The sequence below is a fragment of the Roseovarius sp. B08 genome (genome assembly GCF_051417955.1).
Taxonomy (GTDB): Bacteria; Pseudomonadota; Alphaproteobacteria; order Rhodobacterales; family Rhodobacteraceae; genus Roseovarius.
In genome coordinates, this window is record NZ_JBPRLW010000001.1 from 2,880,060 (window position 1) to 2,906,419 (window position 26,360).

The following is a 26,360-nucleotide window of genomic DNA, read 5'->3' on the forward strand; positions in this document are numbered from 1 at the left end:
TCACATCAGCCTCGGGGCCACGCCGACCAGCAGCGTGGTGATCACGCCGCTAAGGCACATGAAATGCCAGAACAGCGTCGTGTTGCGCAGATCGGCATCATACAGCTGCGTCAGCTTGCCGAACACGCTACCCGCCAGGCAATAGAGCAGCATCACGATCGCCAGCACGCAATGCGCCGAGGTCCAAACCGTCAGCGCGTACATCACCGCCGGGAAGGCGTGCGTCTCGGGTTGCAGCCCCGGCATCACAATCGCCAGCCACATGCCGCCCAGCGCCGCGCAGGTCGCCAGCACGGCACCGACGATACACCAGCGTGCCACGCCCTGTCGCCCGCCCCGGTTCAGTTCTCGCGCCGCCACCGTCGCGCCCCACGCAACCACGAAGGCCAACATGGCCGACAGCGCCCAGGTCATCTCGGGCAGCGGCGCGCCCTCGGGCGGGAAATCCGGCCGCGCGGTCCAGAAAAAGAACACGCCGAAGACAAGGCTGGCAAAAGCCGTCGCATCACCCAGCATGGTGATGAACACCGCCCACCACCCCGGCGCCTTGGGCCCGGTCACGTAGACCGGCAGGCGAAGGCCCAGGCCCGCGTCCCGCATCGGGTCTTTCGGCACCTGCGCGGTCGAGGTCCACAGCCAGTAGATCACGCAGGCCACCGCACAGGCGCCGGAAAAGGCCGACAGCCAGTAAAACTTGAAGACCGGCAGGATGAACGCCCCGCCGGTGAACGCCGCCGCCCACAGCGTGACCCATGCCGGCCCGGTGACCTGCACCACCGCCTGCGGCACCGCATCCACCGCCGAGGTCACGATTGTCTCGCGCCTCCCCTCCGGCGCGTCGGCGATGTAGAACTTGCCGTCATCGAAACGCTCCAGGAACTTCGGTTGCTCCCACAGCGGATAGCGCGAGGCGATATAAGGCACCGACCGCACGCCCCACGCCTCTTCGGGAACGTCGTGCGACCATTCCAGCGTGCCCGCGTTCCACGGGTTTCGCTCGGTCAGGGGCTGCTTGCCCTTGGGGCGCAAAAGGTCCCACGCAAAGACGAGGATGCCCGCCGCCAAGATGAAGCTGCCCAGTGTCGACACCATGTTCAGCACGTCCCACCCGGCGGCTTCCGGATAGGTGAACACCCGCCTCGGCATCCCCTGCAACCCGGTCAGGTGCATCGGCAGGAAGCAGATGTTGAACCCCGAAAAGGTCAGCCAGAAGGCCCATTTGCTCAGCCGGTCCGACATCTTCTTCTTGGTGATGAACGGGTAGAAATAATAGATCCCGCCGATGATCGGAAAGACCATGCCGCCGAACAGCGTGTAATGCAGGTGCGCCACGATGAAATAGGTGTCATGCACCTGCCAGTCGAAGGGCGCGATGGCCACCATCACGCCCGTCAGCCCGCCCGCCGTGAAAATCGCCAGCGCGCCGGCGATCCACAGCATCGGCTGGCTCATCGTCACCCGGCCCACCATCAGCGTGGCGACAAAGGCGAAGATCTGCACGCCTGTCGGGATCACCACCGCTTCGGACGCCGCCGAGAAAAAGCCCAGCGACAGCGACGGCAGCCCGGTGGTGAACATGTGGTGCACCCACAGGCCGAAGCTCAGGAACCCCACGCCCACCGCCGACAGCACGATCCAGGAATATCCCACCATGGGCCGCTGCGCCGCCGTGGGCACGATCATCGCGGCGATGGCGATGGACGGCAGGAAGACGATGTAAACCTCCGGGTGCCCGAAGATCCAGAACAGGTGCTGCCACAGGAGCGGGTCGCCGCCCCGGTCGGGATCGAAGAACGGCCAGTCCATCGAGCGTTGCAGCTCGAACAGGAAGTCCCCCGCGATCAGCGGCGGAAAGGCGAAGAGGATCATCACGCCCACGACCAGCACGTACCACGCGTAAAGCGGCATCAGGTTGATGCGCATTCCCGGCGGGCGGCACTTGATCGTTCCCACGATCAGCTCCACCGCCGCCGCGATGGACGCGACCTCGATGAACGACAGCCCCAACAGCCAGATGTCCGGCCCGATCCCCTCCTGCTCGGTCGCCAGCGGCGGATACATGAACCAGCCCGAACTGGGCGCGACATTGAACAGGATCGAGCCCAGCACGAAGATTCCGCCGATCAGGAACGACCAGTAGCCATAGGCCGACAGACGCGGAAACGGCATGTCTCGCGCCCCCAGGAACGCGGGCAGGATCAGGATCGAAACCGCCTCGAACATCGGCACGGCGAAAAGGAACATCATCGCCGAGCCGTGCATGGTGAAGAACTGGTTGAAACGGTCGGCGCTCAGGAAATCGTTGTCCGGCACTGCCAACTGGATGCGCATCAAGAGCGCCAATACACCTGCGCAGAGCATGAAGAAGAAGGCCGTCAGCGAATACCAGACCCCCACTTCGGTATTGTTCACCGCCGACCAATAGCGCCAGCCCTTCGGCGTCTCCCAGGCTTTGCGAAGCTCGGCCTCGCGCCTCGCTTTCACCTCCGGGTCGACGGGCGCGTCCAGCATCTCCTCGGTCGGCGGATAGGTGCCCTCGGGCCCGGCGTCGAAAACCTTGCCGCCATCGCCATGTCGCGCGGAATCTCGGAGGGTGTTCGTCTCGCTCATTCCAGTCCCCCAAGATAGGCCGCCATCGCCGACAGTTCGTCCTCCGACAGGTGGTCATATCCCGGCATCTCGACACCGGGCTTGAACTCCGCCGGATCACGCACCCAGTTGCGCAGCGCGTCTTGTGTCATCGGCAGGATGCCCGCCGCCAGCGAGACCCGCGACGCAAGGTGGGTCAGGTCCGGGCCCACCTGCCCTTCGGCCGCTGTTCCCCTGACGGCGTGACAACCGCCACAACCCTCCGACAGGAACAACGCCGCTCCGCGCCGCGCTTTCTCGGTCGCCGGCTCGACCGCCGGCGCCGCCTCCCGCTCCAACCACTCCTCGAACGCCTCGGGCTCCATCACCACCGCGCCGAACGCCATGTACGCATGACTTTCGCCGCAGAACTCGGTGCATTGCCCGCGGTATTCACCCGGTCTCGTCGGCTCCAGCGACATCCGCGTCTCGCGCCCGGGGATCATGTCGGTCTTGCCCCCCAGTGCGGGTATCCAGAACGAGTGTATCACCCGCTCGGCGTTCAGCGTGATCTCGCTGCGCTGACCTGTAGGCAGCCGCACCTCGTTGGCCGTCACGATAGGCGTCTCCGCGCCTTCCGGCCAATAGGCCACGCGCCACCAGAACTGATGGCCCGTCACCTCCACGCGCAGCCCCTCGCCCCTATCCCTTTGTCTGGGCATATCGTTCAGCGCATAAGCCAGAAGGATCGACAGCAAGATCACCGGCACCACCACGCCGCCGCCGATGATCAGCGCCTCGGCGGCGCGGGCGTTCAGCGGGCGCGGCGCAATCCTGGTCACGAAATGGATCAACCCGTTCAGCGCCACCCACAACACCACCGCTCCGGCCAGCATCACCCAGAACAGCGTCGCCAGCACTTCGGCATCGCGTCCCGCCGGGTCCAGCACCGATTGCGGCCGGTCACAGGCACACAGCACGAAAAGCGGCAGCAGGACGACGGCCGGCCCCCTCACAGCAGGAACCGCACCAGCAGCCACGCGCCCACCGCGTAAGGCAGCAGCGCCAGCACGAAAACCACACCGTCTCGGGTAAGCATCGCCATCACCAGCAGACACACGCCCGTGGCCGCGACCGACCCCGAAAAGGGGATGAATTCCAGAAACGGCATGGCCATCCCGCTCAGCAGGCAAATCCCCTGCGGCACCCACAGCAGCGGGCGGTGAAACAGGAAGGACAGGCGCTGGCCGGTATGGCGCTCGATCCATTGCATCACCGGCGTGATCCGCTTCATGGCGTGATCAAGCTTGTCCCCGTCGATGGTCTTTCGCTTCAAGCGGTCCGGCAGGTAGAATTCCTTCATCCCCAGGATCAACTCGGCGGAGAACAGCGCGATCAGCACGCCGCACACCATCGAGACACCCGGAATCCCAGAAAGCGGCGTCGCCGCAATCAGCGCAGGCACGAAAATCAGCGGCAGCACCCCGGCCTGGCCCGCGGCCTCCAGGATCGTACCGACAGAAACCTCGGGCCGGTCCGCCACGGACCGAATTCGGCTTATCACGTCGGTCAGTGGATGGTTGGTCGGAGTCTGAAGGCTGCGGCTCACGGAACATGCCTTCGCAAACGGCCTTGCGCACGATCCACGCCGCACGATCCGGGGGGCACGACCGGAGTAGAAGAACTTGCAGATTGTCGGTGATGCATCTTCGGCCTTTTTGTATCGCAGATACAACGCCGGTGCTCACGATAGGTTCCCGCCCCGGGCAATGCGCCTGCTGCTTTTTCCAGCGCGCTTGCGCGCCGCACGGCTTTGGTCCCGCTTCCCGGGCGTCGGATGCCGCGACCGCTAGCTCCTAGCGCCAGACAAAGCGGCAATCGTAAAGCACCCCGAACACACCGCGCTTGCAGACCCGCACGCGCTCGGCATTCCGCTCGGGCTCGCTCCTCGGCTCGGGCTGGGTTTCCAAAAACGCCTGGTACTCGGTTTCGCTCTGCTCGCGCAGGGCGGACAATTGTACATCGTCGAGATACCCGCTGGCCGGAAACCCGCGTTCCGTCTGCCACGACGAAATCGCCGTGCGGGTATTCGGCCCAAAGACACCGTCCGCACCGCCCGGATCATGCGCCACCAGGCGCAGGCGGTTCTGGACCTCCCGGCGCTCACCGCGCGACAGATCCAGCGCGTCTTCGATCTCCTCGGTCGCAATCGCCGACGGGTTGGCGCGCGCGGTTCCCATCACCTCCGGCTCCGTCACCAACGGTGCCGAGTCGACGATGTTGACCGCGGAAACGGTTCCGGGCGTGAACAGCGCCTCATAGGTCGTCTTGGACCCGCTGACGGAATAGGGCGCGCACTCTTCCAGCGCCACCACGGCATCGAGAAACAGCCGCCGTTGCACCGCCGACTGCGCTTCATCGCCGACATGGTTGGGAATGCCCAAAAGCAGGCCCGCACTGTCCAGAACGAAGCTGATGGTGACGCTCTCGCCGCCCGACGCCTCCGCATCGCCCGGGTAACAGGCCGCGATCTGGTCCCGAAGCGGAGGCGCAGGTTCGGACCGCGTGACCATCGGCGCGGGCAGCACGTCTGCGTCAGCCGATGGCGCTGCGGTTTCGCGGTCCTCGCTGTCCGCGGCCCCCGTCGCGTCCGGGTCGGTGCGGTCCGCCTCGATGCCGGCGTCACCTTGCGCGGCGCCTGCGTCGTCCAGCGGCGTGGCGGTCGTTGCGGGCGGCTCCGGCAAAGGCTCGGGCAGCGGATCGGTCCCTTGCGTCTGGCCCGCTGCACCACCCGCACCAAGCAGCAGAACTGCGCAGACCCGGGCGATGGTCCCGGGTCGAAGACTGTAAAAACCGCGTGCACCTGTCACGACATCACCCTCCATGAAACCTCTTGCAGAATAACGCCCCCAACGGACCGAACGTCAAGGCTGGGGGCGGAAATCGGCCGGCCCGGCGGCGGCGCAATGCCACCAGCCGCCACGCGACCACCGGCCTGCAACCCACCGAATGCAGTTGGCCTTTGCATCAGACGTTGCAGCAGGCGTGCAGCCGAATTATGTATGTGGCAAACACGACGCGCCACGTGCCATCCCGGCCCGGCGCTGCAAAATTCATCCGTCGGGGGGCCCGCAAGGGCTGAGAGGTGCATGCGCCGACCCGTCGAACCTGATCCGGGCAATACCGGCGTAGGGAACGGGTAGAGTGTGCGACCATAGCACAGACTCATTCTCGCGTTGGCACGCCCCCAGACCTGGAGACGCGCCAGTGATATTACCCGTGACCGCACGCGCATCGGACGCCCCGGCATGACACCCGTGACCGTCATAGGCGCCGGTGTCGCCGGCCTCTGCGTGGCCCGCACCCTGCTGGATCGCGGCGCGGCGGTGACCCTGATCGACCGCCACGCCGCGCCGGGCCCCCACGCCTGTTCCTGGTGGGCGGGTGGCATGCTGGCCCCTTATTGCGAAGGTGAAAGCGCCGAAGAACCCGTCATCCGCCTCGGCGCCGAAGCCGCCGACTGGTGGCAGGCGCAGACAGGAAGCGTGCAACAGCACGGCTCGCTGGTGGTCTCGCCCGGCCGCGACAAGGCCGACCTCGCCCGGTTTGCCCGGCTGACGACAGGCCACCGCTCCGTCACGGGGCCAGAGATCGCCGCGCTGGAACCCGACCTCGGTACCCGCTTCACCCGCGGGCTCTATTTCGAGACCGAAGCGCATCTTGCCCCCCGCGCCGCGCTGACCCGCCTGCACGAAAGCCTTGTCGCCGATGGCGCCACTTTCCGGCAGGACGAGGCCGATCCCGACGCCTGCGCCACGCACGGCCTGACCGTCGACTGCCGCGGCTTTGCCGCCCGCGACACGCTGCCGGACCTGCGCGGTGTAAAGGGCGAGATGCTGATCCTGTCGTGCCCCGACGTGGCGCTCTCGCGCCCCATCCGCGTGCTGCACCCCCGCGTGCCGATCTACATCGTGCCGCGCGGCGACGGGATGTTCATGCTGGGCGCCACGATGGTCGAGGGCCGCGCCGGTCGCCACGTCACTGCCCGCGCCATGCTGGAACTGCTCAGCACCGCCTACGCGCTCAACCCGGCCTTCGGCGAGGCAGAAGTGGTCGAGATCGGCGTCGACAACCGCCCGGCCTTTCCCGACAACCTGCCGCGCATCCGCCGCGACGGCACCCTGATCCGCGCCAACGGGCTTTATCGGCATGGCTTCCTGCTCGCCCCCGCGCTGGCGCGGATGGTCACGGACCTGATCCTTCACGACAAGACACCGGAGGTTTCCGATGAGATTGCAGCTTAACGGCACGCAAGTTGACGCCGAGGTCGCCACACTTGCCGAGCTTCTGACGGCACAGGGCTACGGCGACGCCAAGGTGGCCACGGCCGTCAACGGCACCTTCGTGCCCGCGACCCTGCGCCCCGCCCATGCCCTTGCCGACGGCGACAGCATCGAGGTTCTGGCCCCGATGCAGGGCGGCTGAGCGATGCGCGACTTCTACGGCACCCCGCTCGCCAACGGTTTCATGTTGGGTACCGCGCAATACCCCTCGCCGGCCATCCTGGCCGAGGCGTTCCGGCGCAGCGGCGCCAGCGTGGCCACCGTATCGCTGCGCCGCGAAAGCGGGCAGGACCGCGCCGGACAGGACTTCTGGAACCTGATCCGCGAGTTGGGCGTGCATATCCTGCCCAATACCGCCGGGTGTCACAGCGTGAAGGAGGCCGTGACCACCGCGCACATGGCCCGCGAAGTGTTCGAGACGCCCTGGATCAAGCTCGAGGTCATCGGCGAGGAAGACACCCTGCAACCCGACGTCTTCGGCCTGGTCGAGGCCGCGCGCATCCTGACCGAGGACGGCTTTCAGGTCTTTCCCTACACCACCGAGGATCTCGTCGTCGCCGACCGCCTGCTGCACGCGGGCTGCGAGGTGCTGATGCCCTGGGGCTCGCCCATCGGCTCGGGGCTGGGCCTCAACAACATCTTCGGCCTGCGCGCGCTACGGGCGCATTTCCCCGACGTGCCGCTGGTGATCGACGCAGGGCTTGGCCTGCCTTCGCAGGCCGCGGCGGCGATGGAACTGGGCTATGACGCGATCCTGCTCAACACCGCTGTCGCCAAGGCGGGCGACCCGGCGGCGATGGCCGAAGCCTTCGCCCTGGCCCTCAAGGCCGGCAAACTCGCCCGATCCGCCGACCCGATGGAGCCGCGCGACATGGCCGCTCCCTCGACTCCCGTGATCGGCAAGGCCTTTCTAGAATGACGCTCGACCGTTTCTATCCCATATTCGACGGCGCCGACTGGATCGAACGGCTGGTCCCGCTGGGAATCAAGCTGGTGCAGCTGCGCGTGAAGGACGCTGCCCCCGACGCAATGCGCGATCACATCCTGCGCTCCAAGGCGGTCTGCGATGCGCACGACTGCACCCTGATCGTCAACGATCACTGGCAAGAGGCCATCCAGACCGGCTGCGCCTACATTCACCTCGGGCAGGAAGATCTTGATACCGCCGACATATCGGCGATCCGCAAGGCCGGCCTGCGCCTCGGCATCAGCACCCACGACAAGGCGGAACTCAAACGCGCCCTGGCGCTGACGCCCGACTACATCGCCCTGGGCCCGATCTATCCGACCATCCTGAAAAAGATGAAATGGCATGAACAGGGGCTCGACCGGCTGACGCAATGGCGCGGCCTGATCGGAGACCTGCCGCTCATCGCCATCGGCGGCATGTCGGTGGATCGCGCGGCCGGCGCCTTCGCGGCAGGCGCCGACGTGGTCGCCGCCGTCACCGACATCACCCTCAACGACAGCCCCGAGACCCGTGTCCGCGAATGGCTGAAGGCAACCCGATGAACCGCTACGCTCGCCAGACCTGCCTGCCCGGAATGGGCGAGCCCGGACAGGCCGCGATCCGTACCGCGCATGTGCTGGTTGTCGGCGCGGGCGGGCTTGCAGCGCCGGCGCTGCAATACCTTGTCGGCGCAGGCATCGGACGGCTGACACTCGTGGATGGGGATTTCGTGTCGCTGTCGAACCTGCATCGCCAGACGCTCTTTCGCGAAGCCGACATCGATCGCCCCAAGGTCAAGGCCGCCGCCGAAACCCTGCGCGCCCTCAACGCTGACTGCACCATCGAAAGTGTCGTCACCCCCTCGACCCGGCCAATGCTCCAAAGCTCGTGGCGCACGCCACGCTGGTCCTGGACTGCGCCGACAGTTTCGCCGTCAGCTACATCCTGTCCGACGCCTGCCTGGCCGCGGGTGTGCCGCTGATAAGCGCCTCGGTGCTGGGCGTGGTGGGCTACACGGGCGGGTTCTGCGGCACCGCGCCCTCGCTACGCGCCGTCTTCCCCGATTTGCCCGACCGCGCCGCCAGCTGCGCCACGGCGGGCGTGATGGGGCCGGTCGTCGGCATGATCGGCGCGGCGCAGGCGCAGATGGCCCTGGCCTGCCTGACCGGCCAGTCCCCCTCGCCGCTGGGCCAGGTCCTGACGATCGACATGCAGACCTATCGCAGCAGCAGCTTTCGCTTCGACGCGGCGCCTGAGCCCGCCGCGGATCTGCGTTTCATCGCCGCCAGCCAGATCACCGCCGGCGATCTCGTGGTCGAACTGCGCGCTGCGGACGAGGCGCCCGTACCGGTCTCGTCCCACGCGCGGCGCATCGGTCTCGACGCATTCAGAAAGGGACCCGGCCTCATGCCGCCCGACGGGGCCCGCGCCGTCTTTGCCTGTCGCTCCGGCCTGCGCGCGTGGCAGGCGGCGACCCATCTGCGCCAGAGCTGGACCGGCGAAATCGCGCTCGTCGCGGCGGGCGACACGCCCGGGATGTGAACCGCGGACAGGTGAGTCCTATACGCCACTTAAACGCGAAAAGTTTAAGAAAAATCATCTTTCTCCGTGAGTGTGCCAAACTTTTGCCCGAATTGGTTAGGAACAATCGGAACGCGAGCAGACAACGACTGGGAACGACTGGGAATGAGTGACAATGCGTATTCTTGCGATAGATGACGAGCCGATCTTCTGCGATCTGCTGAAGACGCGGCTAGACCAGCTCGGCTATACGAACGTCGATACCGCCTTCACCGGTCAGGACGCCCTCGATATCGCAGCTTCCCGGACCAGACCGGTCGAATGCTTCATCGTCGACATTCGCATGATGCCGATGGACGGCATCGAACTGGTCCGCCGCCTGCGCGCTCTTCCGCATCATCAGGCAACGCCCATCGTGATGCTCTCGGCCCTGACCGACAAGGCGTCGATCGACGCCGCCTTCATGGCAGGTGCGAACGACTACATCACCAAGCCGCTGGAGATGGTCGAACTCAAGATCCGTCTCGAGATGGCCCGCAACATCCTGGCCGAACGTGCGCAGGCCCGCCTGCTGCACGAACATGTGCTGAAACAGGAGGCGATCCTGTTCCCCTCCGCCGATTTCGGCGGCGAGATCATCCTCGAAGATGTCCCCGGCGCCGTCAGCTTGATGTCGATGGAGAACTTCCTTCTCAAGCAGGGCAACATCCGTCTGCGCCAATCCTCCGCGATCGGCTTCCAGCCTGCCGCAGGCCGAGCGGTATTTCCATAAGATGGACCCGACCTATTATGCCGTGCTCATCGGCGACATGGCGCAGGCCATATCGCGGGCTTTGTCGGCCTATCCGCACATGCTGACCTGTCCCGGCAACGGAGATATCGTGGCGCTTCTGATCGACCGGCCGCATGTCGACACGGCCCTGATCGAGGATAATCTCGCGCACGAGATCGAAGCCCTGCGCCTGCGCTTTTCGGCCATCGACATGACGCTGCCGCAAATCGATATCGGCGCGCCCGTCCGCACCGGTCTCTTCCGCACGCAGTGCCCGACTTCCCTCATCGCGCGCGCTCGCCGCGCCGCCCGCGCGCCCGAACGGGCCGGTGAGGCGGGCCAGTTGCGGGCAATCGCATGACCGCGCCGGCCCGTTCCACCCCGGGCAGCCACGTAGCGCGGTCCACAATCGAAGATGCCCTCGAGGGGATGCGCCGAGATTTCTGCGCCGGCCTCGATGCGCGTATCTGCCGGATCGAGTCCGCCCGCCTGGATGTCGCCTCCGACACGCGGGCGGCGCTCGAAAGCCTGAAATTCGAAGCACACCGCATATGCGGCGTCGCCGGCAGTCTGGGTCTCAACGCCGTCTCGGCGCAGGCCCGCGCCCTGGAAGAGCATGTGGGCAGGATCGAAGGCCGGCCCTTGTCACCGGACGAACAAAAGGAACTGAACCGCCGGGTCGAGGACTTTCTTGACCTGCTCGAAGATCACCTGACCGACGACTGATTGAGCAGCACAGCCACAGGATACCCCAAGTTCCTGCAGGCGCGCACAACCACCGAAGAAAGGGCACTTTGAGTGGCTGGAAGACTGGAAAAACTCAGAAGTTTCTGCAAACGTCGCGTGACCGCGATCGTGGCAAGTCTCACGATCGTGCTTGTTCTCGCGCTGACCTCCCTTTTGGCCACCAAGATCAATGCGAACCTGCTGAACATGGCCCGGCAAGCCGTCCAGGAGGAAGCGCACGGGGACGCAGATGCCATCGCAAGCGCCTTGCAGCGCGAACTGACCAAGGTCGACGTCATCGCCCGCGCAATCCGCCATGCGCTTGAACAGACTCCCGATACCACGCAGCAGGAGTTCAGCCAACTGGTCGAGCCGCTTATCGCAACGACGCCCTCGATCCTTTTGGTCGGGCGATCGCGCGGATACATTCTGGAACAGGTTTTTCCCGTCGCAGGCAACGAAAAGGCGGTCGGTCTGGATTATCGCCTTGTTCCGCGGCAATTTATCGGTGTCGACAGAGCTTTGCGGTCCGGCGAGACATCCCTGCAGGGTCCTGTAAACCTCGTTCAGGGTGGGCAGGCGTTCATCCAGCGAGCCCCGTATTACGCGCGGACCACCAATGATATGTCCCGGATCGCCACCGGAATAGTTTCGGTCGTTGTCGACCGAGATCGCCTGCTGGACGAGATTGCCCGAAGCCACGGCACGATGTCCTACGACATCGCTATCCGAAGCCTGGGCCCTGACCAGACCCCCGTCCAGATGCTTTACGGGTCAGACGAAACGTTCGGCGGCCAGCCGGTCTTGCGCCAGGTTCCCACCGACGGCGGCACCTGGCAGATCGGATTTGTGCCGGCATCGGGCTGGCCTGACAAGGTCCGGATCGGAAACCTCGTTTGGGCGCTCAGCTTTCTTGCAATCGGTCTTCTGGGCGCAATGTTCCTGGCGCTCTGGATGATGTACCGCTCCAAGCGTGCCGCCGAAAACCAGCTGCGCTCGGCCATCGACTCCATTGAGGACGGGTTCGCCTTGTTCGACCCGCTCGACCGTCTGGTGTTCGCCAATGAAAAATACCTGTCCTACTACGAGCTCTCGCGCGATGCGATCTTCCCCGGCAACACTTTCGAGAACATCCTCAAGGAAGGTCTGGAAAAAGGCCAGTACAAGGATGCCATCGGCCGCGAGGACGCATGGCTGGAGGAACGGCTTGCCATGCATTTCAACCCGACCGAACCGATCGAGCAAAACTTGGGCGACGGCCGCTGGCTCAAGGTGGCCGAAACCCGCTCGCCCGATGGCAACACCGTGGGATTCCGCGTCGACATCACCGAACTCAAGCAGGCCCGCGAACGCGCCGAGGCCGCGAACCGGGCCAAGAACAATTTCCTCAACATCATCAGCCACGAACTCCGCACACCGCTGACTTCGGTCATCGGTTATGCACGGTTCCTGGAAAACGTCGATATTCTGCCCGGCTTCAAGGCGCTGGATAATGCCGTACGCACCGGTGCCGACCGGGCCGAATGCACGCGGGCGCTCGCCGCGCTTCGCAGCGACGTCGCCAACATGTCCGGCCGGATCACCACCGCCAGCGATCACCTTCTGGGGCTGATCAACGACGTCCTCGATCGGGCCAAGCTCGAGGCCGACACCGTCGAACTTTGCATCGCGCCAGTCGATCTCGGAGACATGGTCAGCGCGGTGACCTCCGACCTTGGAATCAGGGCAGCCGAAAAGGGGATCACCCTGACTTCGGATGTCGTTCCCCTTTCGGTCAACGCCGATGCCAAGCGTCTGCGCCAGTTGCTGATCAATATCGTCGGCAACGCCGTCAAGTTCACCGAGACCGGCGGCGTCCACCTGTCTTCTGACCATGACGAAACCAATGTGCGGATCATCGTGCGCGACACCGGCTGCGGCATTCCCGCCGATCAGCTGGACCTTATCTTCAAGCAGTTCGTACAGGTCGACACCTCGGTCACGCGGCGCAATTCGGGCACCGGTCTGGGGCTGGCGATTGCACGCCAACTCGTTGAACTGCATGGCGGCACGATTTCGGTCGAAAGCGAACAGGGCCGCGGCAGCTGCTTTACCATCACTCTTCCCCTCCACGCCCGATACCTCGAGCTGGCCGCGTGACGCGCCTGGCCCGTTCGGAGTTAACGAAATTGCCTAAAGTTTTCCATTATCCAGCCCAATGAACACCACCCCCGCGATCTACGGTTTCCTGGGCTGGCTCTCTTGCACGGTATGAAAGGGCATCAATGCAACCAATTGCACACCCTCAGAAAGGCGACAACATTGGTGCGCCGCGTCCCGACGAGGCCGCAATGACCAACCTGTCGTTTCTCGAAACGATCCTCGAAAGCCTGCAGGACGGTGTCTACGTCTATGCCAGCGACACGCTTCGCATCCGCTACATGAACGAAGCCGCCCGCGCCCGCCACGGCTGGACCCGCGAGGAAACCCGCAAGAAACGCATCAGCGATACCGCCGCGACATTCAACACCAAATCCTTTTTCCGCGCGGCCGCCCCCTCCTCAGTGGTGAGCAAAGCGTCATCACCCTGGAACTGGTACATTTCACCGGGCCCATCGAAGTGTCCACACGGATGGTGCGCACCGCCGACGAAGGCGACTTCTTCGTCTCAATCCTGCGCGACATTTCCGACCGTAAATGCTCTCAGTTCGAAAAGGTGCAGACCGTCTCGACCGTCAGCCATGAATTGCGCACGCCGCTCACCTCGATCCACGGCGCGCTTCGACTGCTCAAGGCCGGCGCTGTGGCAGAGCTGGACCCCAAGACGCAAAACGTGGTCGACATCGCCGCGCGCAACACCGACCGCCTGCTCTCGATCGTCAACGACATCCTCGACCTCGAAAAGATCAACAGCAACAAGATGGACTTTTCCATCGCGGAAATGGACGTCGTGAGCTGCGTGAACGATACTGTCGAGATGATCGCCGGCGCGGCTTTGGAAAACGACGTGCGGCTCGACGTCGGTTCCGATCTGCGCAACGCCATGGTGCTCGGCAACCCCGAGCGCATCTCGCAGGTCATAACCAACTTCACCTCGAACGCGATCAAGTATTCGCCCAAGGGCGCCCCGGTGCGAATAGGCATCACCCAGACCGAAGACGGCATCGTCATTTCCGTAACCGACCATGGCCCCGGCATTTCCGAAGATCAGAACCGAATGCTTTTCAAACCGTTCTCGCAGGCCCGCGCCGGCGACGGCAGCAAACGTCCGGGCACCGGGCTTGGCCTTGCCATCGTGGCCGCGATCGCCGAACGCCTCGATTATCCGGTCGATTTCCAATCTGTCGTTGGCCAGGGCAGCACTTTTCAGTTCCGTATACCGTCGCACCTTGTACTCTGGACCGATCCGCACGACACTGCGGACGCAGCGGCGGGCTAGGCATGACCGAGATCTTGAGCTTTCCTAGCCGATTTAAGAAGGAGACAGGCGTGACGTCACAGCCACTGAAAACGATTCTGCATGTGGATGACGACGACGACATCCGCGTAATCATCAAGATGGCTCTGGAAACCGTCGGGTCCTTCGAGGTGCACCAGTTTTCCAGCGGACAGGCGGCCGTCTCGAGCGCCGCCGCGGTGAGTCCTCAGATGCTGTTGCTGGATGTGATGATGCCCGACATGTCGGGCGAAGACGTCTGGCGCGCGGTCACGGCCCAGCCTGGCCTGGACGATATTCCCACCGTTTTTCTGACCGCGAAAGCCGAGGATTCCTTTTCCAAGCAGCTACGCGACAAGGGCGCCCTTTCCGTCATCACCAAGCCGGTTGATCCGATGATGTTGGCAACGCAGATCGAGCAGATTTGGGAAACCGCCAACCGGACCTAATTGGTCTGCCGCGCGGGTTCGGCGACACCGCAATCCGGCGAGTCAGCCGTCGCCCAAGTGCTTGAAATCGCCCGAATCCAGCACCGGCGCGACGTCGAACTCGTCCGCGTCCAGCATCGCCGCCACGCGCTCCAGGCTCGACACCAGCATCGCCTGTTCCCAGTCTTCCATGACCGAGAACTTGCGCACGAACCGCTGTTGCAGCGGGTCCGGCGCCTTGGCGAGCGTCTCGCGCCCTTTCGCAGTCAGGTGGATATTGGTCTGGCGCCGGTCCTGCGTCGACTTCTCGCGCAGCACCATGCCTTCGCCCACCAGCTTGTCCACCAGCGAGGTGACGGTCGCTTGCGTCACACGCATCCGCGATGATATCGCGGTCGCCGTAGCCTGCCCGGTCTCACCTATGATCTGCAAGACCCGGAACTGGGCCGGGGTCACCCCGGCGGATTGCTTGACCTCACGGCCGAACAGTTCGGTCGCGCGGAGAATGCGTCTCAATGCGACTAATGAAGTATCGATGCGGTCCATTCCTACCTTTGGCGTTTCGTTTGGATAGCTAAACATATACCCTGAATTCCCACTTGTGAAGCCCTTAGTCCTTAGCTAGACCAAGCAGGCCCCTTCCCCCACGCCACACGTGGCGAAGTTTTTTCATCATTTTTTCAAGGGGTTTAGGCTTAAATTAGTTAGCCTAACAAAAAATTTGCTTAGCCTCTTGAAGCTCTCCCCTGCCAGTGCTACTTTGTTTGCCAAAGCAAATTGGAGAAAAAATCTATGCCCCGCGACCTTGCAAAAGAAACGATCCCCACCCTTCGAGAGCCGGAGGCGACCGACGGCTCCGAAATCTGGGAGTTGGTGCGTGCCTGCAAGCCGCTCGACGAAAACTCGATGTACTGCAACCTGATCCAGTGCGACCATTTCGCAGAAACCTGCGTATTGGCCGAAATCGACGGCAAGCCGGTCGGTTGGGTTTCGGGCCACGTCATTCCCAGCGACCCTGAAACGCTGTTCATCTGGCAGGTGGCTGTGTCCGAGGACGCCCGCGGCATGGGCCTCGGCTCGCTGATGCTCAAAGAGGCGCTGCAACGCGATGCCTGTCAGGACGTGAACAAGATCCAGACGACGATTACTTCGGACAACAAGGCATCCTGGGCGCTCTTCCGGAAATTTGCCGACGAGTTCGGAACCGACCTGTCGGCTGAGGCGTATTATGAAAAGGACGAGCACTTCAACGGTCAAAGCAAGACGGAGAACCTCGTAACCATCAAGCTGGCTGAAGAGCTGGCCAAGGCGGCCTGACCCCGGGGCCGCCCCCCATTTTCCCCTCAAATTCTGAACCTGAAAGAGAGGTCGTATGTCTACGAATACCTCCCATAAACCTGTTTTCGAGCGCCGTGAATCCGAGGCCCGCAGCTACTGCCGCGGGTTCGACACGGTCTTCACCTCCGCATCCGGCGCCGAGATGACCGATGTGGACGGTCGCACCTATATCGACTTTCTGGCCGGCTGTTCCTCGCTGAACTACGGCCACAACGATCCCGACATGAAGGCGGCTCTGCTCGAGCACATTTCGAATGACGGCATCGCCCACGGGCTCGACATGATGTCCGACACCAAGGCGCAGTTCCTTGAGACCTTCGAAAAACTGATCCTCGAGCCGCGCGGCATGGACCACAAGATGATGATGACCGGCCCGACCGGCACCAACGCCGTCGAGTCCGCGCTGAAGCTCGCGCGCAAGGTCACAGGCCGCCGGGACATCGTTGCCTTCACCAACGGCTTTCACGGCATGACCATGGGCGCCCTGGCCGCGACCGGCAACGCCGGCAAGCGCGGCGGCGCCGGGGGCGTGTCGCTTCCCGACGTGAACCGGATGCCCTACGAAGGCGCGTTCGGCGATGATGTCGACACGATAGCCCAGCTGGAGATGATGCTCGACAATCCTTCATCGGGTGTCGTCGCACCCGCCGCGTTCCTGGTGGAACTGGTTCAGGGCGAAGGTGGCCTCAACGCCGCATCCAAGGAGTGGGTCGAACGCCTGGGCCGCCTGGCCAAGAAGCACGGAAGCCTGCTGATCGTGGACGACATTCAGGCCGGCATCGGCCGCACGGGCAGCTTCTTCAGCTTCGACGAGATGGACGTGCAACCCGACATGATTCCGCTGGCGAAATCACTGTCCGGCTTCGGCCTGCCCTTCGCCGCGCTCTTGATCCGCCGCGACCTCGACATCTGGAAACCGGCCGAGCACAACGGGACCTTCCGTGGCAACACGCACGCTTTTGTCACGGCGCGCGTGGCGCTCGAAAAATTCTGGTCGGACGACACGTTCAAGAACGAGATCGCCGAAAAGGCCAAGATCCTCGAGACGCGCCTGCAACGCATCGCCGACATGGTGCCGGGCGCCAGGCTCAAGGGCCGCGGCATGATGCGCGGCGTCGATGTCGGCTCGGGCGAACTGGCCGAGCAGATCTGCGGCGAAGCGTTCCGCAACGGTCTCATCATCGAGACCTCCGGCAGCTTCGACGAGGTGGTCAAGGTCCTCGCACCGCTCACCATTCCGGTCGAGCTGTTCGAGAAGGGTCTCGACATCCTCGAAAAAGCCGCCTCGACCTGCGTCGAAGGCCACAATATCGCTGCGGAGTAACCGAAATGATTGTCAGAGATTTCAACGAGATTACCCAGAACGAACCCGACCGTGTCGTGTCCGACGCCAACTGGACCAGCGTCCGGATGCTGCTGGCCGACGACAACATGGGCTTTTCGTTCCACATCACATTTCTCGAGGCAGGTTCCGAACACACGTTCGAGTACAAGAACCACTTCGAGAGCGTCTATTGCGTTCAGGGCACCGGCTCGATCACCGACATCGCCACCGGCGAGACGCACGAGATCAAGCCCGGCGTCATGTACGCGCTGAACAAGCACGACCGCCACATCCTGCGCGCCACCGAAGAGCTGGTGATGGCCTGCTGCTTCAACCCGCCGGTCACCGGCAACGAGGTCCATCAGGAAGATGGCTCTTACGCGGCGCCCGAAATCGTCGAGGCGTAAGACAATGACCCACACAGTGGAAAAAATCGGCGGGACGTCCATGTCCCGCCTGCACGAACTGCGCGACACGCTGTTCATCAAGAAGGGCGAGCCGCAATATGGCCGGATCTTCGTGGTTTCGGCCTTCGGCGGCATCACCGACATGTTGCTGGAACACAAGAAGACGGGCGAGGACGGCGCCTATGCCGCCTTTGCCGACGCCGAGGACGATCACGGCTGGCACGATGCCCTGACCAAGGCGTGCCGCGCCATGATCAAGGCGCACGAGGATGTCCTCGAGCACCCCGGCGACATTTCCGACGCCACAGCATTCGTGAACGAGCGGATCGAGGGCGCGCGCAACTGCCTGATCGACCTGCAGCGCCTGTGCTCCTACGGCCATTTCCGCCTGAACGCGCACCTAATGCATATCCGCGAGCTGCTGTCGGGCCTTGGCGAGGCGCACAGCGCCCATGTGGCCGCGCTGCTCCTGAAGCGAGCCGGTGTCAACGCCCGCGCCGTGGATCTGACCGGGTGGCGCGAAGACGGCGAAGTCACGCTCGACGAGCGCATCAACAACGCCATGTCCAGCGTCGACGCGGCCACCGAGATGCCCATCGTCACCGGCTATGCGCAGTGCCGCGAGGGCCTGATGAAGGAGTTCGACCGCGGCTATTCGGAGGTCACGTTTTCCCAGATGGCCGCCCTCACCGGCGCGCGCGAGGCGATCATCCACAAGGAGTTCCACCTCTCTTCCGCCGACCCCAAGCTGGTTGGCGCGGAAAACGTGCGCACCCTGGGTCATACCAACTATGACGTGGCCGACCAGATGGCGAACCTCGGGATGGAGGCGATCCATCCCTCCGCCGCAAAGACTCTGCGCCAGGCCGGCGTGCCCCTGCGCGTGACCAACGCGTTCGAGCCGGACGAGCCCGGCACGATCATCGACGACCAGCCCGCCGACACACCGGCGGTCGAGATGGTAACCGGCCTCGACATTATCGCGCTGGAAGTGTTCGAACAGGACATGGTCGGCGTCAAAGGGTATGACGCGGCGATCCTCGACGCGTTGACGCGCCACGACGTGCGCATCGTGTCGAAAGCGTCGAACGCCAACACGATCACGCATTACGTGGACGCATCGGTCAAGGCCATGCGCAAGGTGGCCGACGACCTGGCGGAGAAGTACCCGCAGTCAGAGATCCGCAACCGCAAGCTTGCGCTGGTCTCCGTCATCGGCCGCGATCTTGACGGGCTCAGCACGCTGCAACGCGGGCTGCAGGCCTTGGCCGACAACGGCATGGCCTCGCTCGGCGCCACCCAGGGCCCGCGCCACGTCGACACGCAGTTCATCCTCGAACGAGAGGACCGCGATCCGGCGATCAAGGCGCTGCACGACATGTTTTTCGGCAAGGCGTCTAACCCGGCAAAAAAGCCGGAGATCACGATCGCTGCCTGACAGCACCCTCGCCCTAGCTGACATGAAAAAGCGCGCGCCGTTCTGCGGGTGCGCGCTTTTTAATTCCGGACTGCGTGGCCGCTCAGCCGTCCAGCGATTTCGGCAAGGTGCTTTCAAACACGTTGCCCTCGGTATCCGTCGCCTTCACCGTCAGGTCGGTCGAGCCGTTGTCATTATAGAAAAACCGGAATGACGGGTTTTCCGAAATCGAAATCCCCCCTGTCATCGAGAACAGCATCTCGTCGCCCTGCCGCACCTCGATCGTGTCGATGAAATGCGCCGGGATGAACAGCTGCGTGATTTGATCGCGCTGAAGCCCCGAATAATTCGGATGCCGGATCATGATCTGCGCCTCGCGCCGGGGCGTGGACACCGCCGCCGTCTCGCCAAAGCTGCGCAGCTTCATCCGGCCCATGCCCGCCAGCGCCTGCTCGGGGTCTTTCGAGGCCGGGGCCGAACAGCCACCTGATGCCTTCACGAACCGTCCGGTCATGTAAAGACCGTCCTCGGTTTCGGTGATCACCCGCACGTTGGAATATTGGTTCACGCGGACGCGCATTTCGAAATCGATCTGGCCCATTCCGGGCCCGAACGTGAATTCGCCCGCCAAGGGCGCAGGGTTCTCGTCAATCACCACCGTGGCCGACGTGATCTGCGCGTCCGGATCGGTTTGTTTCAGGTGCACCGGCACGGTCGCCGCGTCATGCGCCCGGTACGGCGCCTCGACGCCAAGCGGGCCCTCCGCCTCCTCCAGCGTGGCCTCGCCCAGCACGTCATAGCGCAGGTCCTGCCAGGTCGGGCTTTCGGTCAAGGGGTTATTGACCGCCTCCTCGGTCCAACCGGCCGTGGCCATCAGGCCCAGCGCCACAACGGATGCAATCGCATGTCTCATACGGTCTCCTCCCGTAATGCGACCGTTTATGCCACGAAACGGCGTCAGAATCCACTTATACGAAATGGGGCATGGACCTCACAATCGCGTGTGCCATGATCCGCCCATGTTCGAAGTCGTCGTCACCGCCTGTCTATCGCTTGCCGCCCAAGGGGCCGAATCCGCCTGCCGCGACATGCTGCTGGCGGGCTATGAGGCATCCACGCCGGCCCAATGCGAGGCGCAACTGCCCGCTCTGGCGAAAAGCTACGAGTCGCCGCGCTGCGAGCCCGTCGGCCGCGCGCTCGAAATGACCGAGGTCGCCCCCGGTGTTTACGCCCATCTGGGACAGATAGCGGAGCCCGATACGCTAAACCATGGCGACGTCGCCAATCTCGGCTTCATCGTGGGCGACGACAGCGTCGCGGTGATCGACACCGGCTCGGCCCGCTGGATCGGCGAGGCGCTCTGGCGCGCCATCCGTCAGAATACCGACAAGCCCGTCAGCCAGGTGATCCTGACCCACATGCACCCCGACCACGTGTCGGGCACGGATGCGTTCAGCACCACCGGGGCACAGGTCGTGTCCCATGCCGCCCTGCCCCGCGCACTGGCAGACCGGCAGGCCAATTACGCGGAAAGCCTCACGCGCCTCATCGGCCCCGCCTTCGCCGGCTCGACCATGCCCGAGGTCGACATCACCGTGTCGCCGGACGCGCCCATGCAGATCGACCTCGGCGGACGCGTCCTCACCCTGCACGCCTGGCCCACCGCCCATACCGGCAACGATCTGACCGTGCTTGACGAGACGACCGGCACGCTCTTCACCGGCGACCTCGTATTTCACATCCACACCCCCGCGCTCGACGGCAGCGTGCTGGGCTGGCTCGACGTTCTGGATCAACTGCAGGAGTGGGATATCGCCCGCATCGTCCCCGGCCACGGCGGCCCGGTGCTGGACTGGCCCGAAGGCGCAAAGGATCAGCGCCGTTATCTCGAAACCCTGCGCGACGACACCCGCGCCGCAATTTCCAACGGCACCCGCCTGGGCGAGGCCGTCACCACAATCGCAGACAGCGAGGCCGACAAGTGGAAGCTTTTCGATGCCTACAACCCGCGCAACGCCACCGTCGCCTTCACCGAACTGGAATGGGAATAACGCCTAGTCCTTCGCCACGCCTTGCAACATCTGCGCAATGGCAAACAGACGCTTCTCGATCAGTTGCGGGGTCTCGCACAGGTAGGTGATCGACTGCTGCCGGTCGGAATAGATCACCTGGTCCCAGTCCAGCCTCTCTTCCAATTCATCGATCCGGTCGTAATCCGGCTCCTCGGCTTCCAGTGCCGTGTCCATCTCCAGCCGCATCTCGTCGATCTTTTCGGCCAGCGCGATCTGCCCCAGCGAGAAATCCGCGATCCCGTTGATGATCTGCGACCGCCGCGTGTTGAGCGTCTTGAACGTCTGCGCAAAGGCCCGGCCAAGGTTGACCTCCTTGTCCTCGGGCCAGCGACCGACGAAATCCTCCGCCGCCTGCCGCAGCGCGTCCATCTCCAGCCGCCGCACCGCCAGCGTGCCTGCCAGGTCCCCGATATCCGCCGCCAGCGCGGCATCCTCGACCTCGTTCTCGGGCAGCGCGATTGGCCACATCAGCCCCAGCGACAAGGTTTCGACCTTGCGCTGCACGCAAGGCCATGTCGGATCCGAGAAATCCTCCGCCATCAGCGGGGCGGGGATGCTCAGAAACCCGGCGAATGCCGTAATAATCAGCGTCCTCATATGGTCCTCCCTTGGTCCCATGGGAACACGCCCATCCATCCCCGGCAAGTGTCCACATTGGAATACCAACCAAGGTACTAATTGTGTCGCGCCGCCGCCGCCCCCTACCATCAATCTGGAATCACGCGCCATGTCTGCGGCGCGAACGGGAGGAAATACACTATCATGCGCACGAAAGCTGCCGTGGCCCTCGAGGCCGGCAAACCACTGGAAATCATGGAAGTCGAACTCGAAGGCCCCAAGGCCGGCGAGGTTCTGGTGGAAATCAAGGCGACAGGCCTGTGTCACACCGACGAATTCACCCGCTCGGGCGACGACCCCGAAGGCATCTTCCCGGCCATCCTGGGCCATGAAGGCGCCGGCGTGGTGCTGGAAGTCGGCGAAGGCGTCACCACGCTCAAGCCCGGCGACCACGTGATCCCGCTCTACACGCCCGAATGCCGCGAATGCGCGTCGTGCCTCTCGGGCAAGACCAATCTCTGCACGGCAATCCGCAACACCCAGGGCCAGGGCCTGATGCCAGACGGCACCACGCGGTTCAAGATGCTCGATGGTACCCCGATCCACCACTACATGGGCTGCTCGACCTTCGCCAACCACACGGTTATGCCGGAAATCGCGCTGGCCAAGGTGCGCGAGGACGCGCCCTTCGACAAGATCTGCTATATCGGCTGCGGCGTCACCACCGGCATCGGCGCGGTGATCAACACCGCCGGCGTCGAAATCGGCTCGACCGCCGCAGTCTTCGGCCTGGGCGGCATCGGCCTCAACGTGATCCAGGGCCTGCGCATGGCGGGCTGCGACATGATCATCGGTGTCGATCTCAATGACGACAAGGCCGAGATGGCCCGCAAGTTCGGCATGACCCATTTCGTGAACCCCACCAAGGTCGACAACACGGTCCAGGAGATCGTGAACATGACCAAACGGGGCAACGACCAGATCGGCGGCGTGGACTATTCCTTTGACGCCACCGGCAACGTCAAGGTGATGCGCGACGCGCTGGAGTGTTCGCACCGCGGCTGGGGCTGCTCGGTCATCATCGGCGTGGCCCCCGCGGGCGCCGAGATTTCCACCCGCCCCTTCCAGCTGGTCACCGGCCGGGTCTGGAAAGGCACCGCCTTCGGCGGCGCCAAGGGCCGGACCGATGTGCCGAAATTCGTCGACTGGTACATGGACGGCAAGATCGAGATCGACCCCATGATCACGCATAAGCTCAAGCTGGAAGAGATCAACCACGGGTTCGAACTGATGCACGAAGGCAAATCGATCCGCGCCGTGGTGGAGTTCTGATTTGTCCCACGAGGTCGTCTCACAAAACAGGAGCTTCGGCGGCGAACAGATCGTCTACAAGCACAGTTCCAACACCTGTGCGTGCGAGATGACCTACGCTGTCTACCAGCCTCCCCAGGCCAAGGATGGCCCGGTTCCGGTGCTTTGGTACCTTTCGGGCCTGACCTGCAACCACGAGAACGCCATGACCAAGGGCGGGTTCCAGGAGCACGCGGCGCGCGAAGGCATCGCTCTGGTGTTCCCCGACACCTCGCCCCGTGGCGAGAACGTGGCGGATGACGAGGCGTATGACCTCGGCCAGGGGGCCGGCTTCTACGTAAACGCCACCTGCGACCCGTGGCGGCAGCATTACCGCATGTACGACTACATCGTGAACGAGCTCTATTCGATCATCGCGGAGACCCAGCCGGTGCAGGACCGTCACGGCATCACCGGCCACTCCATGGGCGGGCACGGTGCCATGACCATCGCCATGCGCAACCCCGACAAGTTCGAGTCACTTTCCGCCTTCGCCCCCATCGCCAACCCGACCCGCTCGGATTGGGGCCGCAAGCAGCTCAGCGCCTATCTGGGCGACGACGAAAGCACCTGGGCGCAGCATGATTCCACCCTACTATTGGAGGAACACGGCTGGAAAGGAGACGTTCTGATCGACCAGGGATCGAGCGATCAATTCCTCGACCTGCTCAAACCCGAGGCGCTGGCCGACACCATGGCCAAACGCCGCCAGCCCGGCCAGATCCGCATCCAGCCGGGCTATGACCACTCGTACTTTTTCGTGCAGACTTTCGCCGCCGACCACGTCTTGTGGCACGCCGAACGCCTTCTGCAATGATGTGTGTACTGACACTGTTGACTAGGGAGACATCAACTTGACCATTCGTACCATCCTCGCCGCCGCCATCCTGACCGCAACTCCTGCGCTTGGCTTTGCGCAAGACGTCGAAGGCGACGCCGAAGCCGGCGAAAAGGTGTTCCGCAAATGCATGGCCTGCCACGCCGTCGGCGAAGACGCCAAGAACAAGGTCGGCCCCGTTCTGAACGACATCGTCGGCGCGCCCATCGCGGCGAATGAGGATTTCGACTATTCCGACGTGCTCGCCGAGATGGGCGCCGAGGGCAAGACCTGGACGCCCGAAGAACTGGCGGCCTTCCTTGAGAAACCGCGCGACTACGCCAAGGGCACCAAGATGGCCTTCGCCGGTCTGCGCAAGGAAGAGGAAAGAATGAACGTGATCGCGTACCTCGCCTCCACTGGCGAATAACGCGGCACCTCAGAACGCGGGGGCTCCTTGAAGGAGAGAGCTTGGGACCCCCGCTTTAACGGTCGATAAATCGACCATTCCAATGCGGCGGAAGACCGCTGCTTAAATGGGAGGACTACAATGAAGAAGCTTATGCTCTTAACCTCGGGACTCGCGCTCTGCGCGGGCATGGCCGTCGCCAATGACGACCTTGTCCAGCAGATGGACGACCCGACCCAATGGGCGATCCAGACGGGCGACTACAAGAACCAGCGCTATTCCAAGCTGGACTCGATCAACAAGGAAAACGTCGGTGACCTGCAGGTCGCATGGACCTTCTCGACCGGCGTTCTGCGCGGTCACGAAGGCTCGCCGCTCGTCGTGGGCGACACGATGTATGTCCACACGCCCTTCCCGAACATCGTCTATGCGCTCGATCTGGCCGACGAAGGCAAGATCAAGTGGAAGTACGAGCCCAAGCAGGACCCGGACGTCATTCCGGTGATGTGCTGTGACACCGTGAACCGCGGTGTGGCCTATGCCGACGGCAAGATCTTCCTGCACCAGGCCGACACCAAGGTCGTCGCACTCAATGCCGAAGACGGCTCGGTCGAATGGGAAGTCGTGAACGGCGATCCGTCCATCGGCGAAACCAACACCGCGACCGTTCTTCCGGTCAAGGACAAGGTCATCGTCGGCATCTCGGGCGGCGAGTTCGGCGTGCGCGGTCACGTGACCGCCTACAACATCTCGGACGGCAGCCAGGCCTGGCGCGCCTATTCAATGGGCCCGGACGAGGACATCCTCGTGGACCCCGAGAACACCACTCACCTGGGTGAGCCTGTCGGCGAAAACTCCGGCACCAACACCTGGGAAGGCGACCAGTGGCAAATCGGCGGCGGCACCACCTGGGGCTGGTACTCGGCGGATCTCGACGAGAACCTGATGTACTACGGCACCGGCAACCCGTCGACATGGAACCCCTCGCAGCGTCCGGGCGACAACCGCTGGTCCATGACCATCATGGCCCGCGACATCGACACTGGCGAGGCCAAGTGGTTCTACCAGATGACCCCGCATGACGAGTGGGATTACGACGGCGTCAACGAAATGATCCTGACGGAGCAGGAAATTGACGGCGAGGAGCGCAAGCTTCTGACCCACTTCGACCGCAACGGTCTGGCCTACACGATGGACCGTGTCTCTGGTGAGCTTCTGGTGGCCGAAAAATACGACCCGGTCGTTAACTGGACCTCTGGCGTCGACATGGACCCCGAGTCCGACACCTACGGTCGTCCGGAAGTGGTGGCGCAATACTCCACCGAACAGAACGGCGAGGACGTCAACTCGACGGGCATCTGCCCGGCGGCGCTTGGCACCAAGGACCAGCAGCCGGCGTCTTACGACCCGAATCTGGGCCTGTTCCTCGTTCCCACCAACCACGTCTGCATGGACTACGAACCGTTCCGCGTCAGCTACACCGCAGGTCAGCCCTATGTGGGCGCGACCCTGTCGATGTACCCTGCCCCGGACAGCCATGGCGGCATGGGCAACTTCATCGCCTGGGATAACATCAACGGCGAGATCAAGTGGTCCAACCCCGAGCAGTTCTCGGTCTGGTCCGGTTCTCTGACCACCGCGGGCGGCATCACGTTCTACGGTACGCTCGAAGGCTATCTGAAGGCCGTCGACACCGAGACGGGTGAAGAGCTCTACAAGTTCCGGACCCCCTCGGGCATCATCGGCAACGTGATGACCTACGAGCGCGACGGCAAGCAACATATCGCTGTGCTGTCGGGTGTCGGTGGCTGGGCCGGTATCGGTCTCGCGGCCGGTCTGACCAACCCCAATGACGGTCTGGGTGCCGTGGGTGGCTATGCTGCCCTCAGCGACTACACCGCACTGGGTGGCCAGCTGACCGTATTCACCCTGCCGGACTAAGCTTT

27 protein-coding genes, 2 pseudogenes and 1 riboswitch are annotated in these 26,360 nt (G+C 63.7%); of the genes and pseudogenes, 21 read left to right on the forward strand and 8 right to left on the reverse strand.

Going from position 1 to position 26,360, the window contains the following annotated elements:
- From ctaD to ACSQ76_RS14705, 4 genes are all read right to left on the reverse strand, one after another.
- On the reverse strand, nt 1–2,511 hold the full coding sequence (gene ctaD / locus ACSQ76_RS14690; RefSeq protein WP_437158215.1) for a cytochrome c oxidase subunit I: 2,511 nt from the start codon (nt 2,509–2,511) through the stop codon (nt 1–3).
- Nucleotides 2,512–2,606: 95 nt separating this feature from the next.
- Complete coding sequence (locus ACSQ76_RS14695; RefSeq protein ID WP_437157166.1) at nt 2,607–3,584, reverse strand: cytochrome c oxidase subunit II; 978 nt, start codon at nt 3,582–3,584, stop codon at nt 2,607–2,609.
- Complete coding sequence (locus tag ACSQ76_RS14700; protein WP_306129107.1) at nt 3,581–4,177, reverse strand: exopolysaccharide biosynthesis protein; 597 nt, start codon at nt 4,175–4,177, stop codon at nt 3,581–3,583. Before ACSQ76_RS14700 ends, ACSQ76_RS14695 begins: the two co-directional genes overlap by 4 nt.
- 247 nt (nt 4,178–4,424) lie before the next feature.
- Nucleotides 4,425–5,453, reverse strand: coding sequence for a peptidoglycan-binding domain-containing protein (locus ACSQ76_RS14705; protein ID WP_437157167.1), 1,029 nt, complete (start codon nt 5,451–5,453; stop codon nt 4,425–4,427).
- A gap of 226 nt (nt 5,454–5,679) precedes the next feature.
- Nucleotides 5,680–5,780, forward strand: a riboswitch (TPP riboswitch).
- Nucleotides 5,781–5,876: 96 nt separating this feature from the next.
- Between ACSQ76_RS14705 and ACSQ76_RS14710 the strand changes: the two genes are divergently transcribed.
- From ACSQ76_RS14710 to ACSQ76_RS14755, 10 genes and pseudogenes are all read left to right on the forward strand, one after another.
- Entirely contained in the window at nt 5,877–6,872 is a 996-nt protein-coding gene (locus tag ACSQ76_RS14710) for an FAD-dependent oxidoreductase (RefSeq protein ID WP_437157168.1), read from the forward strand.
- Nucleotides 6,856–7,053, forward strand: coding sequence for a sulfur carrier protein ThiS (gene thiS, locus ACSQ76_RS14715; protein ID WP_306129110.1), 198 nt, complete (start codon nt 6,856–6,858; stop codon nt 7,051–7,053). Before ACSQ76_RS14710 ends, thiS begins: the two co-directional genes overlap by 17 nt.
- A gap of 3 nt (nt 7,054–7,056) precedes the next feature.
- The gene (locus tag ACSQ76_RS14720; protein WP_437157169.1) at nt 7,057–7,830 is read left to right on the forward strand and encodes a thiazole synthase; all 774 of its coding nucleotides are present in this window, start codon (nt 7,057–7,059) and stop codon (nt 7,828–7,830) included.
- Entirely contained in the window at nt 7,827–8,423 is a 597-nt protein-coding gene (locus ACSQ76_RS14725) for a thiamine phosphate synthase (protein WP_437157170.1), read from the forward strand. Before ACSQ76_RS14720 ends, ACSQ76_RS14725 begins: the two co-directional genes overlap by 4 nt.
- Nucleotides 8,420–9,402 (forward strand): annotated as a pseudogene (locus ACSQ76_RS14730) (HesA/MoeB/ThiF family protein). Before ACSQ76_RS14725 ends, ACSQ76_RS14730 begins: the two are co-directional and overlap by 4 nt.
- 154 nt (nt 9,403–9,556) lie before the next feature.
- Complete coding sequence (locus tag ACSQ76_RS14735) at nt 9,557–10,153, forward strand: response regulator (protein ID WP_437157171.1); 597 nt, start codon at nt 9,557–9,559, stop codon at nt 10,151–10,153.
- 1 nt (nt 10,154) lies between these two features.
- Nucleotides 10,155–10,514, forward strand: a complete 360-nt coding sequence (locus ACSQ76_RS14740) for a hypothetical protein (RefSeq protein WP_437157172.1) — start codon at nt 10,155–10,157, stop codon at nt 10,512–10,514.
- On the forward strand, nt 10,511–10,879 hold the full coding sequence (locus ACSQ76_RS14745; RefSeq protein WP_306129115.1) for an Hpt domain-containing protein: 369 nt from the start codon (nt 10,511–10,513) through the stop codon (nt 10,877–10,879). Before ACSQ76_RS14740 ends, ACSQ76_RS14745 begins: the two co-directional genes overlap by 4 nt.
- 129 nt (nt 10,880–11,008) lie before the next feature.
- The gene (locus ACSQ76_RS14750; protein ID WP_437157173.1) at nt 11,009–13,018 is read left to right on the forward strand and encodes an ATP-binding protein; all 2,010 of its coding nucleotides are present in this window, start codon (nt 11,009–11,011) and stop codon (nt 13,016–13,018) included.
- A gap of 191 nt (nt 13,019–13,209) precedes the next feature.
- Nucleotides 13,210–13,296: pseudogene (locus ACSQ76_RS14755) on the forward strand (hypothetical protein); the annotation flags it as partial.
- Here ACSQ76_RS14755 and ACSQ76_RS14760 read toward each other — a convergent pair.
- The gene (locus ACSQ76_RS14760; protein WP_437158256.1) at nt 13,296–13,460 is read right to left on the reverse strand and encodes a hypothetical protein; all 165 of its coding nucleotides are present in this window, start codon (nt 13,458–13,460) and stop codon (nt 13,296–13,298) included. The pseudogene ACSQ76_RS14755 and the gene ACSQ76_RS14760 overlap by 1 nt on opposite strands.
- Nucleotides 13,461–13,478: 18 nt before the next feature.
- Between ACSQ76_RS14760 and ACSQ76_RS14765 the strand changes: the two genes are divergently transcribed.
- On the forward strand, nt 13,479–14,297 hold the full coding sequence (locus tag ACSQ76_RS14765) for a sensor histidine kinase (RefSeq protein ID WP_437157174.1): 819 nt from the start codon (nt 13,479–13,481) through the stop codon (nt 14,295–14,297).
- Nucleotides 14,298–14,299: 2 nt separating this feature from the next.
- Nucleotides 14,300–14,743 (forward strand): response regulator, encoded by a 444-nt coding sequence (locus ACSQ76_RS14770; RefSeq protein WP_437157175.1) that lies wholly within the window; start codon nt 14,300–14,302, stop codon nt 14,741–14,743.
- A 42-nt stretch (nt 14,744–14,785) separates the two neighbouring features.
- Here ACSQ76_RS14770 and ACSQ76_RS14775 read toward each other — a convergent pair whose 3' ends face one another.
- The gene (locus ACSQ76_RS14775; RefSeq protein ID WP_437157176.1) at nt 14,786–15,268 is read right to left on the reverse strand and encodes a MarR family winged helix-turn-helix transcriptional regulator; all 483 of its coding nucleotides are present in this window, start codon (nt 15,266–15,268) and stop codon (nt 14,786–14,788) included.
- A 246-nt stretch (nt 15,269–15,514) separates the two neighbouring features.
- Between ACSQ76_RS14775 and ectA the strand changes: the two genes are divergently transcribed.
- Genes ectA through ACSQ76_RS14795 form a run of 4 tightly spaced genes read left to right on the forward strand, consistent with a single transcriptional unit; the run spans nt 15,515 to nt 19,229 of the window.
- Complete coding sequence (gene ectA / locus ACSQ76_RS14780) at nt 15,515–16,039, forward strand: diaminobutyrate acetyltransferase (RefSeq protein WP_437157177.1); 525 nt, start codon at nt 15,515–15,517, stop codon at nt 16,037–16,039.
- A 55-nt stretch (nt 16,040–16,094) separates the two neighbouring features.
- A complete protein-coding gene (ectB, locus tag ACSQ76_RS14785) occupies nt 16,095–17,384 on the forward strand; it encodes a diaminobutyrate--2-oxoglutarate transaminase (protein WP_437157178.1) in 1,290 nt (429 codons plus the stop codon).
- 5 nt (nt 17,385–17,389) lie between these two features.
- The gene (locus ACSQ76_RS14790) at nt 17,390–17,791 is read left to right on the forward strand and encodes an ectoine synthase (protein ID WP_437157179.1); all 402 of its coding nucleotides are present in this window, start codon (nt 17,390–17,392) and stop codon (nt 17,789–17,791) included.
- A gap of 4 nt (nt 17,792–17,795) precedes the next feature.
- Complete coding sequence (locus ACSQ76_RS14795; RefSeq protein ID WP_437157180.1) at nt 17,796–19,229, forward strand: aspartate kinase; 1,434 nt, start codon at nt 17,796–17,798, stop codon at nt 19,227–19,229.
- Between the two features lie 82 nt (nt 19,230–19,311).
- Here the strand turns inward: ACSQ76_RS14795 and ACSQ76_RS14800 are convergent, their stop codons facing one another.
- Complete coding sequence (locus ACSQ76_RS14800; protein ID WP_437157181.1) at nt 19,312–20,121, reverse strand: quinoprotein dehydrogenase-associated SoxYZ-like carrier; 810 nt, start codon at nt 20,119–20,121, stop codon at nt 19,312–19,314.
- Nucleotides 20,122–20,227: 106 nt separating this feature from the next.
- On the opposite strand from ACSQ76_RS14800, the gene ACSQ76_RS14805 reads away from it, so the two are divergent.
- A complete protein-coding gene (locus tag ACSQ76_RS14805; RefSeq protein ID WP_437157182.1) occupies nt 20,228–21,259 on the forward strand; it encodes a quinoprotein relay system zinc metallohydrolase 2 in 1,032 nt (343 codons plus the stop codon).
- A gap of 3 nt (nt 21,260–21,262) precedes the next feature.
- On the opposite strand, the gene ACSQ76_RS14810 is transcribed toward ACSQ76_RS14805, so the two are convergent.
- Nucleotides 21,263–21,877, reverse strand: coding sequence for a hypothetical protein (locus tag ACSQ76_RS14810; protein WP_437157183.1), 615 nt, complete (start codon nt 21,875–21,877; stop codon nt 21,263–21,265).
- Between the two features lie 165 nt (nt 21,878–22,042).
- Between ACSQ76_RS14810 and ACSQ76_RS14815 the strand changes: the two genes are divergently transcribed.
- The 4 genes from ACSQ76_RS14815 (at nt 22,043) to ACSQ76_RS14830 (ending at nt 26,355) form a co-directional block, all read left to right on the forward strand.
- Nucleotides 22,043–23,170, forward strand: a complete 1,128-nt coding sequence (locus ACSQ76_RS14815; RefSeq protein ID WP_437157184.1) for an S-(hydroxymethyl)glutathione dehydrogenase/class III alcohol dehydrogenase — start codon at nt 22,043–22,045, stop codon at nt 23,168–23,170.
- Nucleotide 23,171: 1 nt separating this feature from the next.
- Entirely contained in the window at nt 23,172–24,005 is an 834-nt protein-coding gene (gene fghA, locus ACSQ76_RS14820) for an S-formylglutathione hydrolase (protein ID WP_306129128.1), read from the forward strand.
- Nucleotides 24,006–24,042: 37 nt separating this feature from the next.
- Nucleotides 24,043–24,435: a c-type cytochrome gene (locus ACSQ76_RS14825; RefSeq protein ID WP_169189896.1), complete on the forward strand. Its 393-nt coding sequence runs from the start codon at nt 24,043–24,045 to the stop codon at nt 24,433–24,435.
- Between the two features lie 120 nt (nt 24,436–24,555).
- On the forward strand, nt 24,556–26,355 hold the full coding sequence (locus tag ACSQ76_RS14830; protein ID WP_437157185.1) for a methanol/ethanol family PQQ-dependent dehydrogenase: 1,800 nt from the start codon (nt 24,556–24,558) through the stop codon (nt 26,353–26,355).
- The last annotated feature ends 5 nt before the right edge of the window (nt 26,356–26,360 follow it).